This window comes from Desulfobulbaceae bacterium, from assembly GCA_015231515.1.
In the GTDB taxonomy this organism is placed as follows: domain Bacteria; phylum Desulfobacterota; class Desulfobulbia; order Desulfobulbales; family VMSU01; genus JADGBM01.
Genome location: JADGBM010000002.1, coordinates 59,001 through 79,736 on the forward strand (window position 1 = coordinate 59,001; position 20,736 = coordinate 79,736).

Sequence of the window (20,736 nt, forward strand, 5' to 3'; positions counted from 1 at the left end):
AAGATTTAACTCCCATTCTTCCTCATGATTACCCTGCGACACAGCACCCTAACCATGTGTTTCCCTGATGATATCCATTTCATGTACCGACGTTTTTCCCTTCATGCGGCAGTAGGCAGCAGCACTGTCCAGCACCGCAATCGCCCGGCCAGGAAGGTGCTGGTTCGGATTACTCTTTTCGCTTAAGCGCACCGCTGCAGACAAGGCATCATCGCCTATTCGAACTCCGTGGTGCTTTTCAAAACGTGCCCGAACACCTCGTAAGATTTTCAAAGCTTGGGGCATTGTCGGTTCCAGGACAGTTATTGTATTAAATCGACGAGACAAGGCAGTATCAAGTCCGAGGTGCTTGGCACCCTCAAAAGTAGTTGCTCCAATCAGTGGAAATTCACCCCTGGCAAGAACAGGTTTCAAAATATCGCCAATACCAAATCCGCCCTCAGCCATGCCAGCATCAAGCAAACCATGGATCTCATCAATAAAAAGAATAACCTGTTCCCGACAGCGTCTCACTTCATCAAGAAGGGCTTCAAGCCTCGCTTCCATTTCACCACGATACCTGGTTCCAGCCACCATGCTGGTAAGTGACAGATTGTAGAGAATTCTGCCTTGCAGGAAAGACGGCACTTCATTTCGAGACAACATTAAAGCAAATCCTTCAGCTACTGCCGTTTTACCAACACCAGGATGGCCTACAAGAAGGGGGTTGTTAGCCTCCATACGGGTCAACGTCTGAACCACTTTCTCAAGCACTGGTTCCATCCCGACAACTGGGTTCAGCTTTGCCAGAACTCCAGGAGAAGTCAACTCTATTCCATAGCGATCGAGTGTCCGCTTGGGAACACCCTCGTCAAAGTCATGCTCAGAAACCATACCGGCAAGTTCTGTGGGCATTTCATAGGATGAAGGGATAAAAAAATACACCTTTTCATCCCTGTGCTGTAAAGCGCGATACAGCTGTTTCACCAGGGAACGGGTCGCGCCATAGCCAGGACCGATACTTGTCTTCTCGCCCAGAAAATGATGGATATCTTCAAAAATATAGGCAACCTTGTTCCGGGGTTGAATAATTATTGAACGGAAAGCATCTTCAAGGGTGCGGCAATCAATCAACTCTTCCTGGGCAGGCAGAGGGAAATGTCTGGATAAATGTTCACTTTGAAATCCAGCGGCACTGTTCCAGAGCAAGGGTACCATACCGGCCTGCTCGGCCAGTGATTTAACCTTGTTAATTTCATCAGAAAGTGAATAAAAATAGGAAACAACAGGAGATTGAGATTTTACTGTTCGGGTCGAGGATGCCGGGGCCTGCAACGGGCCAGATGCACGTGTAATTGAGTCGCCAAGGCGTCTGCCGTTGAGGGTGAGATGCTTTGACGAATTTAAAAGCATCTCTTTGGCAGCCAGTAAAAGAACCGATCTGGCATCGGTTAACAAATAGCCTTCACGACTGGCTTTCTCTTCTATTTTTCTGACAATGAGTGGTGTAACTGGGGTCCGGCCTGCCCTGGAGAAAATTACCTGCAGTTCATCGACCCCAAACGAAATATCTGTAAATGCCTGGGAGTTGGACTCGTTAATACGGAGTAAAATGGTTTCCGGATCAACCGCAGGAATAGTTGTCCTCATAGGAAGTCTCCGGTGTACATCTGAATGCTAAACGATCCAGAATACGGCGTAATCGTTCCCTGGCTGTCTTTTTATCTTCGTAACAAGCTTCAATGCGGTCAAGAAGAAGATCGAGTTCTTCATAACACTCAGAGATAAAGGCATCGTATACCAAAAAATCAGGGTTTTCCTCCCGCATCTCAATAATACGAGTGCCTATGCGAGCCGCAACCTTACCCTTTTTCTTTTCCAGATCGTGAAGTTGCAAGTCTATCACAATGCCGGCTGCACTGCGCCGCGCTGCCACCACAGTTGCCTCAAGCATATCAGCAAAAGCATCCCCAAGATGCTGCAATCTGTATCGCCATCCATTTCCCATAGCTTTTACCTTTATTTATAGTGATTACTGACTTTCTTTTTTTATAAGGTGACTACTGAAACTTACTTTTATATTGATATAACTTATCAACTGCTCTTGGCATTTGCAATATTAAAGTTGAATCCATATTAAAGTTGATCCAAACTTCCACACCTAACACTTTTTAGCAATTTTCTTTGACAGAAAGGGAATTAATCTATAAATTATAAAGCAAATACATAGAATATATTTGGAGATTGCCATGGCCCAATTACACTGTTACATCCCGGACGAAATCGCTGGAAACGTGACGGTAAAAGTTGTGCCCTGACCCGGTTGTGAGCTGCAGACAACCGTCCCTTTATGTACTTGTACGATACCAAACACAATGGCCATACCAAGGCCTGTTCCTTTGCCAACCTCCTTGGTCGTAAAAAAAGGTTCAAAGATTTTTTCACGTACCTCATCGCTCATTCCGCTACCATCATCACTGAATTGTAAAACAACAGTGCCAGCCTCGGTATCATTGGTCATGGAAACTGTTATTGTGCCTTCCACTTTTTCATCTAGAGCATCGATGCTGTTCTGAAAAAAATTAATAAAAAGCTGTTCCAGTTTATTACTGTTGCCGTTAATCAATGGCAGGTTTTCTTCAAACTTTTTGTTCAGGGTGATACTGCGAAGCCGCAGTTTTTCACTCAAAAGAATAAGGCTATTTTCCATAATTTTAACAAGGTCAACAGGGAGGATCACATCGTCATCGGCACGGCCAAAGGCACGGAGGTGGGTTATAATGGTGGTAATCCTGTCGGTTTGATACTTAGCACGTTCAAATTTTTTGATAAATTTTTCAGGATCTACTTGTCCGTTCCGAAACTTCTCAAGACTCACCTGCAGAACAGTATTTATATAAGTCAGTGGCTGATTTATCTCATGGGCAACGCCGGTGGCAATCTCACCTAAAGAAGCAAGCTTGTCCTGTTTCATGGCCGACAGATTCTCTTGCTCACGAAGGGCCTGTATCTCTTCACGTTCTGCGATTTCATCCCTGAGATATTTATTTGTATCGGCAAGTTGAATTGTTCGTTCTTTAACTAATTTTTCAAGTATAATCTGCTGATCATCAAGATCTTTTTGCCATTTTTTCTTCTCAGTTATATCTTCCTTAATGATCACAAAGTTAGTGACTTCTCCAGCATCATTTTTCACCGCAGTAATGACGGCTGACTCCCAATACAACTCACCGTTTTTCTTTTTGTTTTTAAACTCTCCGCGCCATTCACCAGCCTCGCGAATATGGTTCCAAAGATTAAAACCAATAGGAGTTTCAGTCTCATCACCCAATAAGCGGGGATTTTTGCCGACAACATCCTCAAAACTGTACCCGGAATGGGTGCAGAAAAAAGGATTAACATACTCAATATTTCCTTTAGAATCCGTGAGTAAGATTGACACAACACTCTGTTCCATAGCCGAAAAATAAAGTGAAATTTTTTGCTGTTTTTCCTCACTCCTTTTATCTTTTCTTACCTGCAGCGCCACCCGCCGCAGACTTAGCAATAATTCATCAAGGTTTACTGGTTTCGGAATAAAGTCTGATATCCCAACCCGCATAGCCTTTACGATCAGACCCCGATCGGCTGTATCAGCGGCAGAAACCATCAGGGCTTTAATTGCGGAATTATATTCAATTGCCTGTCTGGCCAGCTCTATACCATCCATACCGGGCATCATGAGATCAGTAACCAGCATATCTACCGGCTCCTGACGAATTATGTCCATAGCCTTAAATCCGTCTCCCGCACTGGTAACCTCATATTCCTCAACGGATGAAACTATTGCCATAAGTAAATCCAGATTCACGGGGACATCATCAACAACAAGAATTTTTATTTTTTCTTCCATAGTGTGTAGCGCCCGGCTTGCAGGTTCAGTGGTTCACAATTTGACAACACAACAAAAAAGCTGTTTCAAGCGTCAAGAGGAGCCTCACGGCTATTATTAATTGACAATCAACAGTTTATATTTGATTATAAGCAATAATGAAGTAATTATTCAATTTTATTAAGACTTTCAAACTAAAGGGTGCAGATGCGACCGTGTTTTTTAAAAAATAATGGTTCTGAAGACGTCGATTCAGACGCCGAAGATTCCCCGGACTTTGATGAGAGTATCCTTAAAGAACCACCCTTGAAGAGACTATCAACTGTCATGTCAGAAGCTGCCCCCCAATCGACAACAGCCCTCGGCCAGCGTTTAATTTTTTTCATGCTTGCCATCCTGACACCGGTGCTTGCCTTGCCGGTGCTGCTGGTTTTTCTGTTCAAATCGCCGCCCCCTTTAGCCACCGTTACCTTGTTAGGGGTTTCCTATTACAAACTTTTTTTCTCGTTACTGATTGCTGCCGTCAGCTTGATAGTCAGCTCGATATTGTTTTTCAGAACAAAACTGCCCCTCAGCGCAACCTTTTTTGCGTGCAGCCTTTTTTGTTCTATTCCGCTGGTGGTTGGAATGAAGTACGATCTTACTCTTCAGCAAGCCATTCTTGACGTTTCATTTTTTGCAAACTGGCCATATTTCCTGCAGCCCTTTTTTGTTTTCGTTTCACTGCTCCTGCCCGTTGGCATACTCACCTACATCACACTGCAAATACGAAGTATATTTACCAGAGAACGCCACAGTTATGTGTTCATAGGGGCAGCCGCCTTTCTAGCCCTGTCCCTCTATCTGAGCTCCTATGAGTTATCCAGGGCTGGCGTACCGAATATCTTAGGTTTTATCCACAACTCCACTGACACCTCATTTCAGACAAACGTGCCCGTAGAGGACCTGCCAGAGCAACTCTTTGAGCCACAACTCAGCCAGGAAGAGACCTTTAGCCCGGTTGAACAAATCACAACACTGCCGACCCAAAACTACGACCCGGCACCGGGAGTTTTGTCAGCTAACGGACCTGTAGCACCTGAACTGGAAGTACCCGGGCCAGAGTTTGCTTCTGAGGCCCTCAGACTTGAAGAGAAGTTAAAAAGCCTTCTGCAAGAAATTGACAGTAAAATCATCAAACTGTCCCAGCTTAAATCTGCAATTGAGGCTCAGCAACAGACTGATCTGTCCGCCATCAACGCCAGCATTGGACTCTTGAGCAAAAAAACTGATATGCTTCTTGAGCATTTTGACGATAGGACAGATTCAGCTTCGCCTAATGCAAATGCACCCATTGATCTCCCCAAAGAGGCTGCCGAATCATTAAAACCATTTTCATCCAGCCAAAAAGACAGTACATTGGCCAGGTTGAGTGAACAACTTGATTTTCTTACCAGAAAGATCGAGACAATTCGCACCGATGACAGTAGTGCTTCAATGTCCGAGCAAACTAGCGGGATTAAAGAATAACAGTATTCAGGAGAACAACATGAAAGGTATTTTAGCAGGAGTGTTTATCGGGGTTTTTTTTGGCGCCTTAGGTTACGAAATATTGAACCGGACAAATCCTAAAATGGTTGACGCCATCAGACGTAGGGTTTCGGATAATGTCGACAAATTTATGGATCCAAACAATGACCTGGATGAAGACTACGATGACATGGACATGGATCAAGAGCCAAGTCAGGCATAATACGACCCCTTTTCCATGAACACCAAAAATCAGAGAAGCGCCTTCCATTCTCTAACTGTCGATGCCATGAAGTTGTGTGGTACTGCAGCTACTGTTACGTACCAAGGCAGTATTATGGGGGCCCAATCACTTTTTTCGGGAATCAAGCAGGCTTTCGTTGGTGCTGATGAGAAAAAAGACGAATTTGCCTTGAGCAAACTTGAAAAGGCAGTTTTTTTTGCCGGCCAATCTTTTCCAGCCATCCAGGAGGATGTTGCTCTGCGCAGGATTGACATCGAGATTGCCTTCCCTGAAATATCAAAAGAGCAAATCAGCGCAAAACTCAGTCAAAGCCTTATCAACCGAAGTGCTTTTAAGACTGGAGCCTTTGGCGGACTTACATCTGCGCCTGGCACAATACCAGGTATTGGCACCCTTGGCACAATCGCTGTCTCGCTAACGGCAGATGTTGTCCACAAGTTACGGGTTCAAATTGAACTCTGCTACGCCATAGCGACAGTCTACGACATTGAAATGGGAGAAGCGGAACTTCAGGCAACAGCGCTGGCCCTTATTGGAATATCCGTAAAAGAAACAACTACGAGCCGACTGGGCGCTCAAGCCACCAGAGAGATGGTTGACGCTGCCCGGGGTTACCTTGCTACGGGTATGGCTAAAGGCGCTACTCGAGTGGTAGATAAGCTCACTGTACGCACTGGCAGCAGAGCCCTACGAATTATTCCTTTTTTAGGGATTCCCCTCGGTGCCTATCTCAATTCAGCAGATGCCCGCAGAGTTGGCAGGCAGGCGCAAAAATACTTCAGCAGTTTGGCTACGGAGCAAAAAAGATAGTAACAACTCGGGGAGGATTTGATTCCGAGAAGGTAACATTGGCCTGAGTTGCCATATCTGACCCATCAGGGCGTATCATCACAAGTGGCTGAGGTGTCCATTCGCGTTTCACATATTTCTTCAAAAAATGCAGCTCCCTGTCCTTATCAATCCTAAACAGAGAAGACAATGGTACTCCGAGCAGTTTCTCACCTGTTTGAACGCCAAACAGCTCACACCCTTTCTTATTTACATACTCCACAACCCCCTCTTCATCAGCCAGGCAGACCCCCACTTTAAAGGTCTCCAGGAATCGGGCATACTGCTTATGCGAATCAGGATCTTCGTCCTTGGTTAAGCTATACTTCACGCTTTGATCGGTCATCCTGTCAAGAAAAACAGCTGTGTTCCTATCATTAACAAGAGAGTGGATTGTGGACAGAAGCGCTTGGGTATCAACGGGCTTTTGACAAAAACCATGAACAGTAAAGGCTTTATCCTTCAACTGAATACTTGAATCGCCAATGAGAATAACTTTGCAAAAAGGCTGGGCATTATGACAGCTCTTCAAGAGCGTTTCCAACTCACCGGTGCCTATCAAACAGCCAAAAATCGCCAGATCAACTGTCTGCGCTGCCATAATTGAAAGTACAGTATCGGCTGTATCTGCTGTTTTGACCTGATATGACTGCCCCAATGTTTCGACAAGCGACTCAACGATTGCACTATCGACATCCACACAAAGTATTGTTTTTAGTTGGATCATCATTCATCCTGTTGGAGTATAAAACGCATTAGTGAGGGTAGGGCGAGCAACAGCTTCGGCAATAAAATGCCTGCACCATCAAAGAAATTAGATGGCAACTGTCAAATGTTGTTTTATTACACAAATCAACTATTTTTTAAACAACTAATAGCAGGTTATTTTCCAAAAAAATCCAAGGAGATGTCTAAACTTAATATCCTGTTGAATTTTAAAACTTAGTCAGCTATTGTGGGCTTGAACCTAAATTCAAATAATTTAAAGTTGCTATCTGCTACCTATCTGAGTACTCAACTTCATGACGACCCATCTTCACAATTTTCTATTGTGTTTTTTTCTACCTATAGCATCTTTTCTTCTACCCACTGGTGCCCTTGCCGGTGGCTCTGGAGATATTATTCTCCTGTTTGATTCTTCTATTTCCGTTCGGCAATACCGGCCAGACATTGTGCCAAACCATTGGCTGCAGGAGTTTATTGGCAAACTTCCAGATGACACAAACCTGCTTATTGTGAATTTTGACGAAGGAATTCAGCATAGTACAAAAATTAGTGCTCAGGAGTTTAAGGCAAACAACTCCTTAATCCCCACCATTAAACTTGATGGCCTGGTCAGTGACATGGCAGCGCCCATAAAATTTCTCGCTGAATATGATGGCCCAATTACCCTAGCAGCAATTATTTCAGACGGTGAACCTGAAATTAGCGATGACCTGCGAAAATACTTTTCCAAAACTACCCTTGAAAACCCGGAATATGCCTCATTAAACCTTCAGTATAAACAAAAAACCGCCCAAGATCTGACAAAGAATGAACTCTATACCCAGTTAAGCCCCTTGTACACCGAAAAAAACCTTCAAATCATTCAGGCGCACCTCGACTCTCTGGACAATAAACTTGGGGAAGCCCTCATTTTCGTTGACTTATATGGCAAACTACCATTTTTTAAACAATGGGCAACTTCTGTCGGCGGCACGTATCTTTCTGCCTCAGACTCTGATCAACAAATCCACCTTGATACTAACACCGCATTTTCAAAGAGCACCCAAAAGGTACCCATTATGACAGAACAAGCACCGGACCAGCAGACTTCTTTGACCCAGCCCCCAACCGAAATGCAGCAAACAGCACAGCAAACACTCGCCCCGGAAGCATCTGCAGAGGTAACAGCAAGTATTGCATCAACCAGTCAACCAATTCCGCCTGTTGAGATAGAAGTGTACAAAGCTGACCCCCTGAGCATTATTCTATCTGTACTTATTACAGCTGGCGTTCTGCTGACGATCTACTTTCTTCAATATAAAAAACGTGCCGCTCAACTAGCCGCCTTCGATGCTGATATCGCTGCAAAACAAGCGGATCTCTTTTCGCATCTGGAAAGCAAAAGATCGTTGGAACAAGAGCAAGCTGATCTACAATCGAACCTGCACGTGTTAGAAGACAGTCTTCGCACGGTAGAACGTGAAAAAAACAGTGTTGAAGAGGAAATTCAGCTTCTTGCCAAGCAACTCGAATCGGAACAAGCGTCCATTACCGATAAAGTGCACGATTTTGAACAGATGCAAAAAGCACAAATTGATTCCGAGCTTAAAACCCATAAAGACGAATTATATAAAAGCCTGCACGAAGAGTTAGCCCAAGCAAAGGAAGACAAACTCGCAGAGCTTGAAATAGAAACAGCTGCAGCGTTTGAAAGCCGTAAGACTGCTATCGAACAGGAAGCAATGAAAGTTGCGCTTAAAAAAATTGAAGTCTGGGAACAAAATGAAACCCAGATCCGAACAGATAAACTCAAAGAGGAACTAAGCCACTTGGAGCAGCAGTCTAAGGCAACAATCCAACAGTGGGAAGATGAAGCGGAGCAAAGGACGTTGGCCCTTCTTAACAGCCGGTACCGTGAGAAAATTACCGGCTATCAGAACAACATCAAACAGCTTAACGAAACTCAAAATCTCCTTAAAACCACAATTAATTCCAGGAAGGTTGAGTTTGATACCCTGCAAAACAAAATCAACAGTCAACGCCAGCTGTTAGACAAGCTTATGGCTTCAAAGATTGAAGTCCTGGTAGAAGAACGACGCCAAAAAGAAGAACTGCTCTGGGAACAGACAGCAGTCGAGATCCAACAGGCAAAAGAAGAGGCCTTGATTCGAATTCATAAACGGGAAGACGAATTAAAGCAGGGCTGATATTAGCCGCGTGTAGCCCTGATGCCTCCACAATGGTTCACATCAGCTTCATCAAGAAATTTCAGTTTTTTAATCTGCGCCTATCTGTGTCATCTGCGGATAAAAATGCAGTTTACAAAATTAGCATTTTTTTCAAAAACATTTGATTATTCTATTCAATTACACAGATGACTGCAGATGACTACAGATGAACCTAGGACTTCCCAACTTCACAAACTTCATCATTCCTTTGCTGGCAAGTGTGTTTTTTATCGTCAGTATCTTTTTATATCGTCGTCATAAAAGACAGGACAACATCCTCTACCAGCGTAAAAAAATCTCTGAAGAGGCTTTGGATTACAAGGCAGGACTCGAGCGAATACTTAACAGCATCTCCCTTGCCCTTATGGACGCCGGCTCAGAAAAGCAGTTCAACAGGGTTGTCAACACCATGCTGGGCCAAGTTGGAGAATACGTCTGTGTAGACCGACTCTACATATTTCTCTTTTCAGCGGACAATAAAAACCTCACTAATACTCATGAATGGTGCGCGCCAGGCATTACAGCTAAAAAGAACAACCACCAGAAACTACCACCAGAATCAATACCCTGGATCATCTCTTCTCTTAATCAGAATGATCATATTCTTCTCCCTGATGCCGGCGATCTGCCAATTGAAGCACTCCAGGAAGCCGCTATGTTTAAGCGCGGAGGTAACCACACAATGATGATGGTGCCAATCCGTGCGCGCAACGCCCTTATGGGCTTTATCGGATTCGACTTTTTAGAGCAGCCCTGGATGGACGAAGATATAAACCTGCTTCAAAGTTTGAGTAATATTTTGGGCTCGGCAATCTACCGGATACGAGCTGAGAATAAACTCCTGGAGCGGGGTGAAACTCTCATGAAGTACCAGGCCCGCCTCAAATCTCTGGTCATTGAGCTTACCCTTGCAGAAGAACGGGAAAGGCGAAAAGTGGCAAACGATCTGCACGATCAGATTGGCCAAATGCTTGCCGTTGTTAAAATCAAACAGAAGAAACTTGTCGGATGTGTGGATGCAACCGATAGCAAGGCACTCTCCAATGAAATTATTGAAATGCTGGATCAGGTGCTTGCAGATGTTCGCTCCCTGACCTTTGACCTCAGTGCCTTGGCAGTTCATCGCGACGATATTGATGCTGCAATTGAAAGTTTAGGCAACAGGCTTCTTACTGGGCACGGCATTAACTCAAGTTTTCAGACAACCGGCTCCCCCTACGCGCTCCCTGAGCATATACAGACCATACTTTACCAGGTGATCAGAGAGCTGTATTATAATATCATTAAGCACGCTCACGCCAAGAATGTTGAAGTAACAGTTTCCTGGTACCCAAACAAAATTGACATTATGGTTACTGACGATGGCGTTGGCTTTGATACGAATCAACTTGAGCATGATGCACGTGCCGGTCATTTCGGTTTATTCAATGTACAGGAGAGAATCAGTTCACTTTCGGGGGTGTTTCATACCTTTTCTGCCCCAGGTTCCGGTACCACTACCGAAATCTCAATACCTTTAACAAAATCTAAAAACAGGACAGAATCGCAGGCAGAATTACATCAACCCTTGAGCAAGACCCACAATTCAATTAAATATGGATAGAATGAAAACTCAAAAGACCAAATCAAATATCGTTATTGCAGATGACCATACTTTTGTGCGCCAGGGCCTACGCGAGCTTTTGGAGAACCAGGCAGACATGCATGTCATCGGAGAGGCAAAGAATGGCAAAGAGGCAGTGGAACTCTGCAAACAAAATCAGGTAGATGTTGTGCTGATGGACATCTCAATGAATGGACTCAACGGTATCGATGCAACCAAGTTGATAAAAGCAGATAAATCAGAGACCAAAATTGTCATGCTTTCTATGCATGCCGAAAAAAACATTGTTAAAGATGCGCTCAAAGCAGGAGCGAATGGTTACCTTCTCAAAAACAGCGCCTTTGAAGAAATACATCGGGCGATTCGGGTGGTGGTTGCAGGTGAGACCTACATCTCTCCCCAGATTGCCACCCTCATGGTATCAGAGTTTTTGGGCTCCAAGTCGAGCAAACAGGAAACGATTCATGAACTTACTGACCGAGAACGTCAAGTCCTGCAGTACATTGCGGAAGGTAAACGAACAAAAGAAATTTCCGAAGAAATACGCATTGGTGTTCGTACCATCGAAAAAATACGCAGCACCATCATGGAAAAACTAGGCCTCTACACCATTGCAGAACTGACCAAGTTTGCCATTAGTAACGGCATTACAACTATCGACTACTAATTTCATAGTTTTTAGTGCCAGACGGTCTAATAAATCTCCCCCTCCACTTTTCGTAAAAATACCTACAATTTTTCGTAATCATACCCTTTACTTCCTGATAGCCATCAGGCTAGTGTGTTCAATTAAATAATTGTATAAATTTGAAAATGCACTCGGTGTTTTAATTACCTATATGACGAAACTGACCTTCTCAGCTACAGACGTTTCAATAGTGCTGCAACAGCCACAGTCTCAAGTGATGGAGTTGATACGGCAGGGGCAGATCCGAGCCCGAAGCTGCCTCAGCGGGGCATGTACTGTCCTACGGCATGACCTGCTTTCTTTTATGCAGAATAACAACTATTCAACCACAGTGCTGGATAAGCATAAAACAATCCTCATTGTAAATGACAACGCCCTGCTCCAGCAGAAAATTGATCAGGTACTTAACCACCTGCCCCACAATTGCACGATTATACTAATTCGAAATGGTTATGATGCTGTTACGACTCTGATTCAGGAAAAAACGGACTTGCTTGTCATCAACAGCGACAGTGAAAGCTTTGACACTCAAGGTATATTTAAGGCAATAGATGAAAAAACCAGCCCGCCCGTAGTTATCACTTTGTCAAAATTTCATAGTGATATTGGTGCGCCGTTACCACTAGGAACAATATCAGCAGCACTAGCTGCTGATGACATGGAAAAACTTACTAAACTATTGAAGCATTTCATTGACAATTAGCCGCTATGCTATTAGTACTTGAGCTTTTTTTGAGCCACATTAAACCCAATGCTTGACGAATTAGACATCCAATAAATCCGGCATAATACGAGTACTTCCGCCCAACGGGAGTCGAAAAAAAAACTATCAGGTGAACGCTATGATGGAAATTGTTTTGGGATTACTGCTTATCGCCCTGGGAATCTGGGGGATTTACGATGAATATTACTATGTGGCTGACATTGCCAAGGGGGGCTTTCCGCTTATGCTGATTTTCAGCGGGCTACTGGCAACTCTTGCAGGAGTCATCCCCTACAGGAAGGAGAAAAAGGACAATGTCTGAACAAGAAGCAATTAACGAAACTGGGGAAGAAAAAGGCGCAGACAGCGCTCCTTCAATGGATGCTAGCAAGCCTAAGTCGCGGAAAAAGGGACAAAAGAACGCCGACAGTTCTCAGGAAACCCAGACCCAAAAAAGCAGGGCAACCAAGAGTCAGAAAAGCAATGGCGCTTCCCAGGAAAAAATCATGCCGAGCGGACAGCCTTCGACCATGTTCTACATGCATGCGGTAATGCTTTTTGGTGGAAGACTGCTCACAGGAATGCTCGATTTCTATAATGGTCTTTTTGGCTTAAGTTCTGACGACAAAAAGAAAATATATCGTAATGTCAGCTCCCACTATCTTAGAAAAGGCTTGTCTGAAAAAGCGATCGCCTCACTGAAAGAGTGGACCAGGCTTGATAGAAACAATCCAGAGGCCCATTATCAATTGGCGAATGCCCTTGCTGTTTCCGGAAAAACCAAACAGGCGATAATCGTGCTTAATCATGTTCTCAAACTCGACCCTGCCCATTCCGGTGCTATTTACAAAAAATGTAAACTGCACCTCAAGCGAAAAGAGTATGAACTGGCCATCACCGGCTTTGAAGAGCTTATCACCGAGAACACCGACAACGCTGATCTTTTCTACCTTCTCAGTGTAGCATATAGCCGCATTGATCAAATTGACAAAGCAATCGCCTCACTGCAGAAGGCTATTGAACTTGACCCTGAAGAAAGTAAATATTATCAGCATCTTGGTTTTCTCTACGAACGTACCGGCAATCACAAAGAGGCAGCCACCTGCTTTTCCAGAGTTATGGAACTCGAAGAAGCAGATGTAGAGGACGAGGACGAGCTTAGCTACTAAAAGCACTCTTCAACTCCGTATTTAATGACCGTAGATGACTTTGTCCCTTTTGATTCGATGTTCAAGGTTGGGTGTTCAATGTTCGATGTTCAAAATGATTTACTTGAAAAATGGTTCGGATCAAAATCTGGCGCCAACTTTTTTTTTGTTTCTGCTGTACTGCTGACATGCTTAACTTTGTCGGCACAAGCGGCAAAGGCCGCTGCCGGTCAAGAGGTTCTCTATGAGCCAACGATCAGGGACATAGTCAATAGGGACTGTGCTCGCTGTCACTCCGGTGCAGCCAGAAACCTGATGGATTACGATGGGATTAAGGCCTATGCTGACAGCGGCATGCTGAAAGTTATGGTCTCGTCAGGCGGCGCCATGAGCCGTTTTGCCGGCCAGGATTCGGGTCCCATCCTCCAGTGGATAGCCGATGGCGCATTAGAAAAGGCAGGCCCGCAAGTAGTAGCAGGTCGTATGCATGCCGGCACTGGCGCAAAAGCGTATCCCGTAGATGTACCTTTAGATAAGATGACCTACAGCAATACTATTCAATTTATTATTGCCAGAGACTGCCTTGAGTGTCATTCCGGAACTTTCAGGAATCTGACAACATACAAAAATTTGAAGTATTACGCTGACAGCGGTTTGTTGGTGAGTCTAGTCAGTCCCGGCGGTCAGATGCATCGTTTTGCTGGCCCAAACTATCAGTATTTTGAAGCATGGGCAACAAATGGAGCACCAAGATAGATAAGCAGATAGATTAATCCGCAGATTACGCAGATAAAACAAATTGTATTTTTAGATCTGCGGATAAACCATAACAAAAATGGGAACAGTATTATGAACACAACAACCATGAGACCAAAACACATTGCCTGTGGACTGCTGGTCTTTGCCGCAGGCCTCTATTTACTGCTCACGAATATTCTCTACTGTGTTGAATTTATAAAAGGCGCCGCCCAGCCATTTCTCATAATTATCGGTTTGTTAGCCGCCGCGTCTGCTATTTTTACCAGCAAGACTAACCGTACCATCAATATACTTGTTGCCATTGTCTTTCTCCTTGTAGGCAGTTACGGCGTCTATGATGAGTACTACGCAACCATGGATTTTTTTCATGGACTTATACCGCCCCTCTTTGTCGGCATAGGAATTATCTGTCTTGTTCACGGAATCTCACGTCTTAACAAATAGACTGGAAATACCATGCCCCCTAAAATGCGCATTCCGGACATAATTTCCCAAGTTTACAGTAAGCGTTATAAGCTCAAAAATAACCACTGGCAGAACTCACGTTCCTTTATGGACACTCCTTTGTATTATCCGGTGGGTCGATACGCCCCCTACGGCAGATACAGTGCCCTCAACAAAATAAAACGGGCGCTTTCTAATCATTATGTCCTGACCATTCTTTGTGCCGCCCTTATCATCAAGACTATTATGGCCGTTTATTTTTATAATATTCTGGTCAGTTCCGAGCAGAATATGAGAGCCTCTTACAGTAACATGAGTGCACTCATGCAGCGTCGCAACGACATGGCTGCAAATCTTTCTAAAACTGTTCTTGATTACTCCAAATATGAAAAATCTGTCTTCACCTCCATCGTCGGTCTACGAACCCTTGCATCCACTAACAATGGGCTAGATAAAACTTCAATTGAGGCGATAACTAAGGCTTTGCCAGAAGAGAGCGCCGCCTCTTCTTCCGATCTTACCGACCCCAGCCAGACAGCCGCTCTTGCCTCCGGCAAAAATATGCTTGCCTCGCTTTCCAAACTTATGGCAGTTGCTGAACAGTACCCTGACCTCAAACTCTCGACCAACTTCGCAACGTTAATGACGGCCCTTGTTGAGGTTGAAAAGGACTTAGCCAACCAGAGAATAAAATTTAACGCCGAGGCCAACGTCTATACGACGTACCTTCATACCTTTCCGATAAACTTCTTTGCCCGGGTTTTTAATTTTGAAGATTTCCCATATTTTGAAGCATCTGAGGAAGCAAAATCATTTAAGCTTCTGGCGTATTGATAAGCATGATTCATTGGTTATTAATCGCTGCAAGCAGACAGGAAAATAGACAGTTTTGAGCAATAAAGGCATCACACAGGAGGTCGCCCTTTTCGGCGAAGCACCACTCAAGCAAAAGCTGATATTTTTACTCATCTTCACTTGGGCAAGTCTTATGTTTGCCATTTATTCCGATTACAACATGGCCACCGGAACCGGCAATCTTTCAATGCTCCTTTTTCTTGCCGCAAATTGCTATTTTCCAGCAAAACGTATCCGCTTGCACTACAATCCGAAAAACGTCCAAAAATTCTTCAACAAATTTTTGGTGTTTCATATCTGGGTAAATACTGCCTCCTTTGGCGTGGCATGTTATCACTGTTATGTGACCTTGTGGTCAAACACCTGGCTGATGATAGCACTGGCACTTATGGGCTGGTTAACCTTAGGCGGTTTCCTTATGTGGATAAAATATCCGCCTGCCAAAATTAAAAAGGGCGTGTACCTGCTGCACACTCAGCAGACGGTATTCTTTCTCATGATCTATGCCATGTTGAAAGGCCATTATATTTTTTAGTGCCTTATATGGGGGCTAGTGAATTAGAAAATATTTTCTTAAATGAACTATACCCGAAGGGTATCAGGCAACAACTTTAAAACAGGACAGCACATGTTCATCGTCAACCTCTTTGGCTTTGTAATGATCACTTCGACAATAGTCATTGGTGTGCTTTTTTTTAGCAAAGCCAGTGCCATTGAAAAAGAGATCGAACTCGAACTTCTAGCTGCAGCAAAAAACGAAACGATAAAAGAATCAGCAGAAGATTATGACCTTGAAGATTCCCCCGAAGACCCAATCCTCAGTAGTGACGCTGATACCGATGAAGAGGAAGAAACGATTATATGAAGCATAATGCTTGTGAAAAATGTGCCGCCTCGGTTGGCACCGTTAATATAATCGGTAACATCATGATGATCGCCCTGAAAGGCTATATGGGTGTTATTGGTGGCAGTAAGGGTCTTATAGCCGATGCAATTCATTCCTGTGCCGATCTTCTGGCTACCATCGTCATGATTATTGGTATGAAAATTTCCGGCCAGGAAAAGGATGAGCAGTATCCCTACGGGTACGGCAAATCAGAGCATATTGTTGCCATTCTTATCTATATTTTTCTCTTTTTCATTGCCGGTTACATTCTCTATGACGGCATTATTGCCATTATGCAGAACAGACAGGTAACGCCCTGTCTGGTGTCTCTCTGGGGCGCCCTTTTTTCAATCGCCATCAACGAGTTAATGTTTCGTCAAAGCCTTTGTGCCGGGACTCAGATCAACAGCCCATCCATGATTGCCAAAGCCTGGGAAAGCCGTACTGATGTCTACTCATCAATCGCTGTTGTTATCGGCATCATTGGCGCCAAACTCGGGTTTCATTTCATGGATCCCCTGGCTGCTGTTGTTGTCGGCCTGCTTATCTTGAAAATATGCATCGAGATGACCAAAGAGGCCATGTTTAATCTGATGGACAAAGTGCCTGAAGAAATTGACACTGGAGAGCTGCGCTCCAGACTGCTTGAAAGGGCAGATAACATCCTGCTTGATGTTCGTAACATCTGGGCCCGTGAAGTTGGCGGCTCCCTTGAGATTAATGTCGAAGTCGACGTGCCGGACTGTCTTACTATTAATGAAAGTGAAGAGGTTAAACTCGATTTAAAGCAGATTATCGCTGGTATGTATGAACAAAAATCCCACATAAACGTTCTGCTTGTACCAATGGAACAGGAAAACCAATGAAAAAAGTTACTTCCGAATTCTGTATGACCCAGTTTAAGCCGGCAATCGGTGCTCTAGCCGTACTCATTGTAGTAGTCTTAGTTTGGTCAACCTGGAATTTACGACAACATCAAAATCGAGTGCATCATCTCAATTTAAGCTTAAGTGCCGCCGTCAAACCGCCTGCACCGAATATACTGGTCAATGACAAAATGGCCCATCCCTACTGGGGCAACTGCAATCAATGTCATATAACCACCAACGCTCCTGCTGCACCAATTACCAAGGTATTTGCTGGCCCGCCAATTTCCATTAAACAACCCATGATCCACGATTACTGGGGCAACTGTGTTCTTTGTCACCAGGTCACTGATGGCTTCCAGCCTCCGGGAGCAAATGCAGCAAACGGACAAGCTGCTCCACTCAAACCCGTAGCCGCAGCCGCTCCGGCCATCCCTCCCATCGCAGCCAATGCACCAAACCCACACGCTGATATGGGCCCATGTAAAAACTGTCATACGATCCTCGGAGGTAATACCCCGGCAGGTGGTGCTACCCCAGCCGCATTTAACCGAATATCAGCAACAACCCTGGGTCTGAGGGTACAAGCTGTAAACGCTGCACAAATGCACAAGCTTGGCCTGATTAACGAAGACGGTATCCTGATTTTGGCCGTTGCTCCTGGCTCCATTGCCTATCAGGCCGGCATCAAAAAAGGTGACGAACTTATTCGCATTAATAAAATTCGCCTGGAAACTATGGCTGACTTTCAGACAGCTCTCAACCAGGCAAAACCCGGCCACTCACTTAAAGTCAATTTTTACCGAGGTAAAAAAGGACGAAATACCTTTTTTGCAATTCCAGAAAACCTGCCTCTAAATCTCAATGTTGCCGCCGTTACAGCACCAATGACCCAAAATCAGATAGAAACTCAGGCAGAAATACTTGGGGTGCCTAAAACCTTGGAAGCTGTTCAGCAAGCGCAACAACAGGCCCAACAACAAACTCAGCAACAGACCCCACAACAAGTTCAACCTGTTGCCATGCCTATGCCTGGTATTGTCGCGGTTGCTGCAAACGGTCCAAACTTAAACAGTCCAGTGCATCATCAATTTGGTTCTGCGCCTTATTTTATACTCTATGATCAGGCTCAAAACGCCTACCAGAGCATAGGTAATCCTAATTTTAACGATGGTAACGGCCGAGCTTTACAAACTGCCCAGTTTCTTGCCGATAAGGGTGTGAAAAACGTCATCGTCGGTAATGTTTCGACTGACGGATTCACCGCACTTAAAAATCTGCATATGAACGTCTACACCGGAGCAACCGGAACAGCGAGTACAATTTTGAATGTGTACAATCAAGGGCAACTTGTACCCAAGGTATTTATGCAACAGCAACAAGTGCATACTCCAAGGGCAGCCATACAGTCGCCTACAGCTGCCGCGCCAATCCAACAGGCTTTTTTCTAGGGAGGAAAACTGAATATGAACCTTTCCTATTTACGATCACGTAATCTTGACCTCTGGGTAGCTCCGCTGCTGGTGCTGTCCTTTGCTGTCCTGCTTGCCATGATGTATGGCTGGGTGGGCACAGCAAGCAGTGTGGGCGGTGAAACTGCTGAAAGGCCAGAAATACAGCAGCCTCAAGGTCGTTGGGTGGCTGCTCAGGGGCCAATAGGTACCCAGCCAGCAACACCTCCAGCCCCCCTGCCAGGCTACCCAATCGGTATCGGAGATGGTGCTAATGGTCAAATGCAACTGATTGGAACGCCACAGCCTCTTCCTGGTTATCCGGTTGGCATTGGCCAAGGTGCCAACGGCCAGATGCAGCTGATCGGTACACCACAAGCTCTGCCCGGGTATCCTGTTGGAATTGGACAGGGACTCAACGGCCAGATGCAGCTGATTGGCACACCAAATGATCCAGCACTTCAGGCACATCACTTGCCAGCCCCTGCTGGTATGGGAATCGGCAATGGTGCTAACGGTCAAATGCAGCTCATTAAAACACCCCAATACTCCCTCGGCATTGGCAACCCTGGTGACAACAACCTGCAGTTGATCAACCGACAACTACCTGTCTATATCGGTGCTCGGCTTAGTGACGTTCCAGACGTAATGGCTCGCTCCATGGGAATTGCAACCCAATCCGGACTGCTCATTGAAGATATTGCACCACGCTCACCTGCCGACAAAGCAGGCTTGAGTAAAGGCGATGTCCTGCTCTCTTTTGATCGCCAAAAAATTATCGGTCTTGATCCGTTCATTAATCAACTTATTACCAAGGCTCCCGGTGACAAGGTTAAAGTTATTTATTTTCGCAATGGTCGCCAAAAATCTTCGCATTTAAGTTTAGTCGCTCCCCCAGGGCTCGTCCCTGCCGCTGCTGTGGCCCAAGGCGTAACCCCGCCTTCCCAGCCCTGGTTTGGAGCCGATGTCCAAAACATCGATATGGTCATTCAGCAGCAGTTTAAGCTTAAAGACAGAAAAGGCGTGATCATCAGTCACGTCAGACAGCAATCCCCTGCCGCTGCAGCCGGTCTGGTTACAGGAGATGTAATTACCAGATTTAACGGCAGCAAAGTCAAAGATACCAGCAGTTTACAAAAACTCATTGGCAAAACCAGTGCAGGCCAAACTGTGGCATTGCAAATTACCAGAGAAACCCAGACGGGAGATATCTCTATGGTTCTTGGTGATATCAATAGCGCCCCAAAGGTATCACCAGCCAAACTGCCTCCAGCTGAAATGGCAATTGAAGGCACCTGGATCGGTATGGATGTGTCGCCTCTTGATCCTAAAGATGCCGCCGATTTCGGCTTCCCGGCTGGCACTAGCGGCATACTCGTTAATGACGTTGAAAGCCCGCCTGCATCAACTGTTGGTTTTACGACAGGCGATCTCATTACCGCCATAAATGGCACCCCGACCCCGACAATGAAACAGTTTGTTGCTTCCAGTAAACTACAGACTGGAGCTGTTGTTGATGTTATGCGTGGCAGCACCCACATATTCATCACCGTACCGCCGCCTGGTGTGTCCCAGCAAGGAACGCCAATTGTTGACACAACAGGCCCACAATCCCAACAAGTTGCTTTTACTCAGCAAACCACAGGCAGACTTGCTATTCTTTCGGCTGGACCGACCTTGGGCTCAATTATTGTTGGAGATAGAATGACGACCGCCTACATAATTATAGTTGATCTGTCGGATAACTCCTTCAGCTCTGTAAACATGGCGACTGTCGAACAGCTTTCTGAAACATTAAAGAAACATCAGGTTATTGCCCTGATTGGCAACGATATCTCAGGTAAAAACGCGACTAAATGTAAAGCTTCTGGAATACAGGTTTTCACTGGTGTTGTTGGAGCCTCAGGAGACGCAATCCAGCTCTACAGATCAAACAGTTTAGTGGCTTTAAAATAAGTGTCTGAAATGA

General features: G+C 44.9%; 21 protein-coding genes. 17 read left to right on the forward strand and 4 right to left on the reverse strand.

Annotated elements, in window-relative coordinates:
- Window positions 1-48 precede the first annotated feature (48 nt).
- The 3 genes from HQK80_00775 to HQK80_00785 form a co-directional block, all read right to left on the reverse strand.
- Window positions 49-1,629 carry an ATP-dependent Clp protease ATP-binding subunit gene (locus HQK80_00775; GenBank protein MBF0220756.1) on the reverse strand — a complete coding sequence of 527 codons (1,581 nt, stop codon included), beginning with the start codon at window positions 1,627-1,629 and terminating at the stop codon, window positions 49-51.
- The gene (locus HQK80_00780; protein ID MBF0220757.1) at window positions 1,604-1,987 is read right to left on the reverse strand and encodes a hypothetical protein; all 384 of its coding nucleotides are present in this window, start codon (window positions 1,985-1,987) and stop codon (window positions 1,604-1,606) included. The genes HQK80_00775 and HQK80_00780 overlap by 26 nt, the downstream gene beginning before the upstream one ends.
- A 258-nt stretch (window positions 1,988-2,245) precedes the next feature.
- On the reverse strand, window positions 2,246-3,871 hold the full coding sequence (locus tag HQK80_00785) for a response regulator (GenBank protein ID MBF0220758.1): 1,626 nt from the start codon (window positions 3,869-3,871) through the stop codon (window positions 2,246-2,248).
- Between the two features lie 180 nt (window positions 3,872-4,051).
- Between HQK80_00785 and HQK80_00790 the strand changes: the two genes are divergently transcribed.
- From HQK80_00790 to HQK80_00800, 3 genes are read left to right on the forward strand one after another with little or no spacing between them, the layout of a single operon-like run.
- Entirely contained in the window at window positions 4,052-5,359 is a 1,308-nt protein-coding gene (locus tag HQK80_00790) for a hypothetical protein (protein MBF0220759.1), read from the forward strand.
- A 19-nt stretch (window positions 5,360-5,378) separates the two neighbouring features.
- Complete coding sequence (locus HQK80_00795) at window positions 5,379-5,582, forward strand: hypothetical protein (protein MBF0220760.1); 204 nt, start codon at window positions 5,379-5,381, stop codon at window positions 5,580-5,582.
- A gap of 15 nt (window positions 5,583-5,597) precedes the next feature.
- A complete protein-coding gene (locus HQK80_00800) occupies window positions 5,598-6,413 on the forward strand; it encodes a hypothetical protein (GenBank protein MBF0220761.1) in 816 nt (271 codons plus the stop codon).
- Here HQK80_00800 and HQK80_00805 read toward each other — a convergent pair.
- Window positions 6,394-7,158 (reverse strand): PAS domain S-box protein, encoded by a 765-nt coding sequence (locus HQK80_00805; protein MBF0220762.1) that lies wholly within the window; start codon window positions 7,156-7,158, stop codon window positions 6,394-6,396. The genes HQK80_00800 and HQK80_00805 overlap by 20 nt on opposite strands.
- Before the next feature lie 295 nt (window positions 7,159-7,453).
- Here HQK80_00805 and HQK80_00810 point away from each other — a divergent pair, with 295 nt between their 5' ends.
- The 14 genes from HQK80_00810 (at window position 7,454) to HQK80_00875 (ending at window position 20,723) form a co-directional block, all read left to right on the forward strand.
- Window positions 7,454-9,343, forward strand: coding sequence for a hypothetical protein (locus tag HQK80_00810; protein MBF0220763.1), 1,890 nt, complete (start codon window positions 7,454-7,456; stop codon window positions 9,341-9,343).
- Window positions 9,344-9,530: 187 nt separating this feature from the next.
- On the forward strand, window positions 9,531-10,967 hold the full coding sequence (locus HQK80_00815; GenBank protein MBF0220764.1) for a GAF domain-containing protein: 1,437 nt from the start codon (window positions 9,531-9,533) through the stop codon (window positions 10,965-10,967).
- Between the two features lies 1 nt (window position 10,968).
- On the forward strand, window positions 10,969-11,634 hold the full coding sequence (locus HQK80_00820; GenBank protein MBF0220765.1) for a response regulator transcription factor: 666 nt from the start codon (window positions 10,969-10,971) through the stop codon (window positions 11,632-11,634).
- Window positions 11,635-11,806: 172 nt separating this feature from the next.
- Complete coding sequence (locus tag HQK80_00825) at window positions 11,807-12,358, forward strand: hypothetical protein (GenBank protein MBF0220766.1); 552 nt, start codon at window positions 11,807-11,809, stop codon at window positions 12,356-12,358.
- 139 nt (window positions 12,359-12,497) lie between these two features.
- A complete protein-coding gene (locus HQK80_00830) occupies window positions 12,498-12,680 on the forward strand; it encodes a hypothetical protein (protein ID MBF0220767.1) in 183 nt (60 codons plus the stop codon).
- Window positions 12,673-13,527, forward strand: coding sequence for a tetratricopeptide repeat protein (locus HQK80_00835; protein MBF0220768.1), 855 nt, complete (start codon window positions 12,673-12,675; stop codon window positions 13,525-13,527). Before HQK80_00830 ends, HQK80_00835 begins: the two co-directional genes overlap by 8 nt.
- Window positions 13,528-13,551: 24 nt before the next feature.
- A complete protein-coding gene (locus HQK80_00840; protein ID MBF0220769.1) occupies window positions 13,552-14,262 on the forward strand; it encodes a hypothetical protein in 711 nt (236 codons plus the stop codon).
- 108 nt (window positions 14,263-14,370) lie between these two features.
- Window positions 14,371-14,709 (forward strand): hypothetical protein, encoded by a 339-nt coding sequence (locus HQK80_00845; protein MBF0220770.1) that lies wholly within the window; start codon window positions 14,371-14,373, stop codon window positions 14,707-14,709.
- Window positions 14,710-14,721: 12 nt separating this feature from the next.
- A complete protein-coding gene (locus tag HQK80_00850) occupies window positions 14,722-15,543 on the forward strand; it encodes a LemA family protein (protein MBF0220771.1) in 822 nt (273 codons plus the stop codon).
- Window positions 15,544-15,598: 55 nt separating this feature from the next.
- On the forward strand, window positions 15,599-16,099 hold the full coding sequence (locus HQK80_00855; protein MBF0220772.1) for a hypothetical protein: 501 nt from the start codon (window positions 15,599-15,601) through the stop codon (window positions 16,097-16,099).
- Between the two features lie 42 nt (window positions 16,100-16,141).
- Window positions 16,142-16,429 (forward strand): hypothetical protein, encoded by a 288-nt coding sequence (locus HQK80_00860; GenBank protein MBF0220773.1) that lies wholly within the window; start codon window positions 16,142-16,144, stop codon window positions 16,427-16,429.
- Entirely contained in the window at window positions 16,426-17,316 is an 891-nt protein-coding gene (locus HQK80_00865) for a cation transporter (GenBank protein ID MBF0220774.1), read from the forward strand. Before HQK80_00860 ends, HQK80_00865 begins: the two co-directional genes overlap by 4 nt.
- Entirely contained in the window at window positions 17,313-18,767 is a 1,455-nt protein-coding gene (locus HQK80_00870; protein MBF0220775.1) for a magnetochrome domain-containing protein, read from the forward strand. Before HQK80_00865 ends, HQK80_00870 begins: the two co-directional genes overlap by 4 nt.
- A 15-nt stretch (window positions 18,768-18,782) precedes the next feature.
- On the forward strand, window positions 18,783-20,723 hold the full coding sequence (locus HQK80_00875; GenBank protein ID MBF0220776.1) for a PDZ domain-containing protein: 1,941 nt from the start codon (window positions 18,783-18,785) through the stop codon (window positions 20,721-20,723).
- Window positions 20,724-20,736 lie beyond the last annotated feature (13 nt).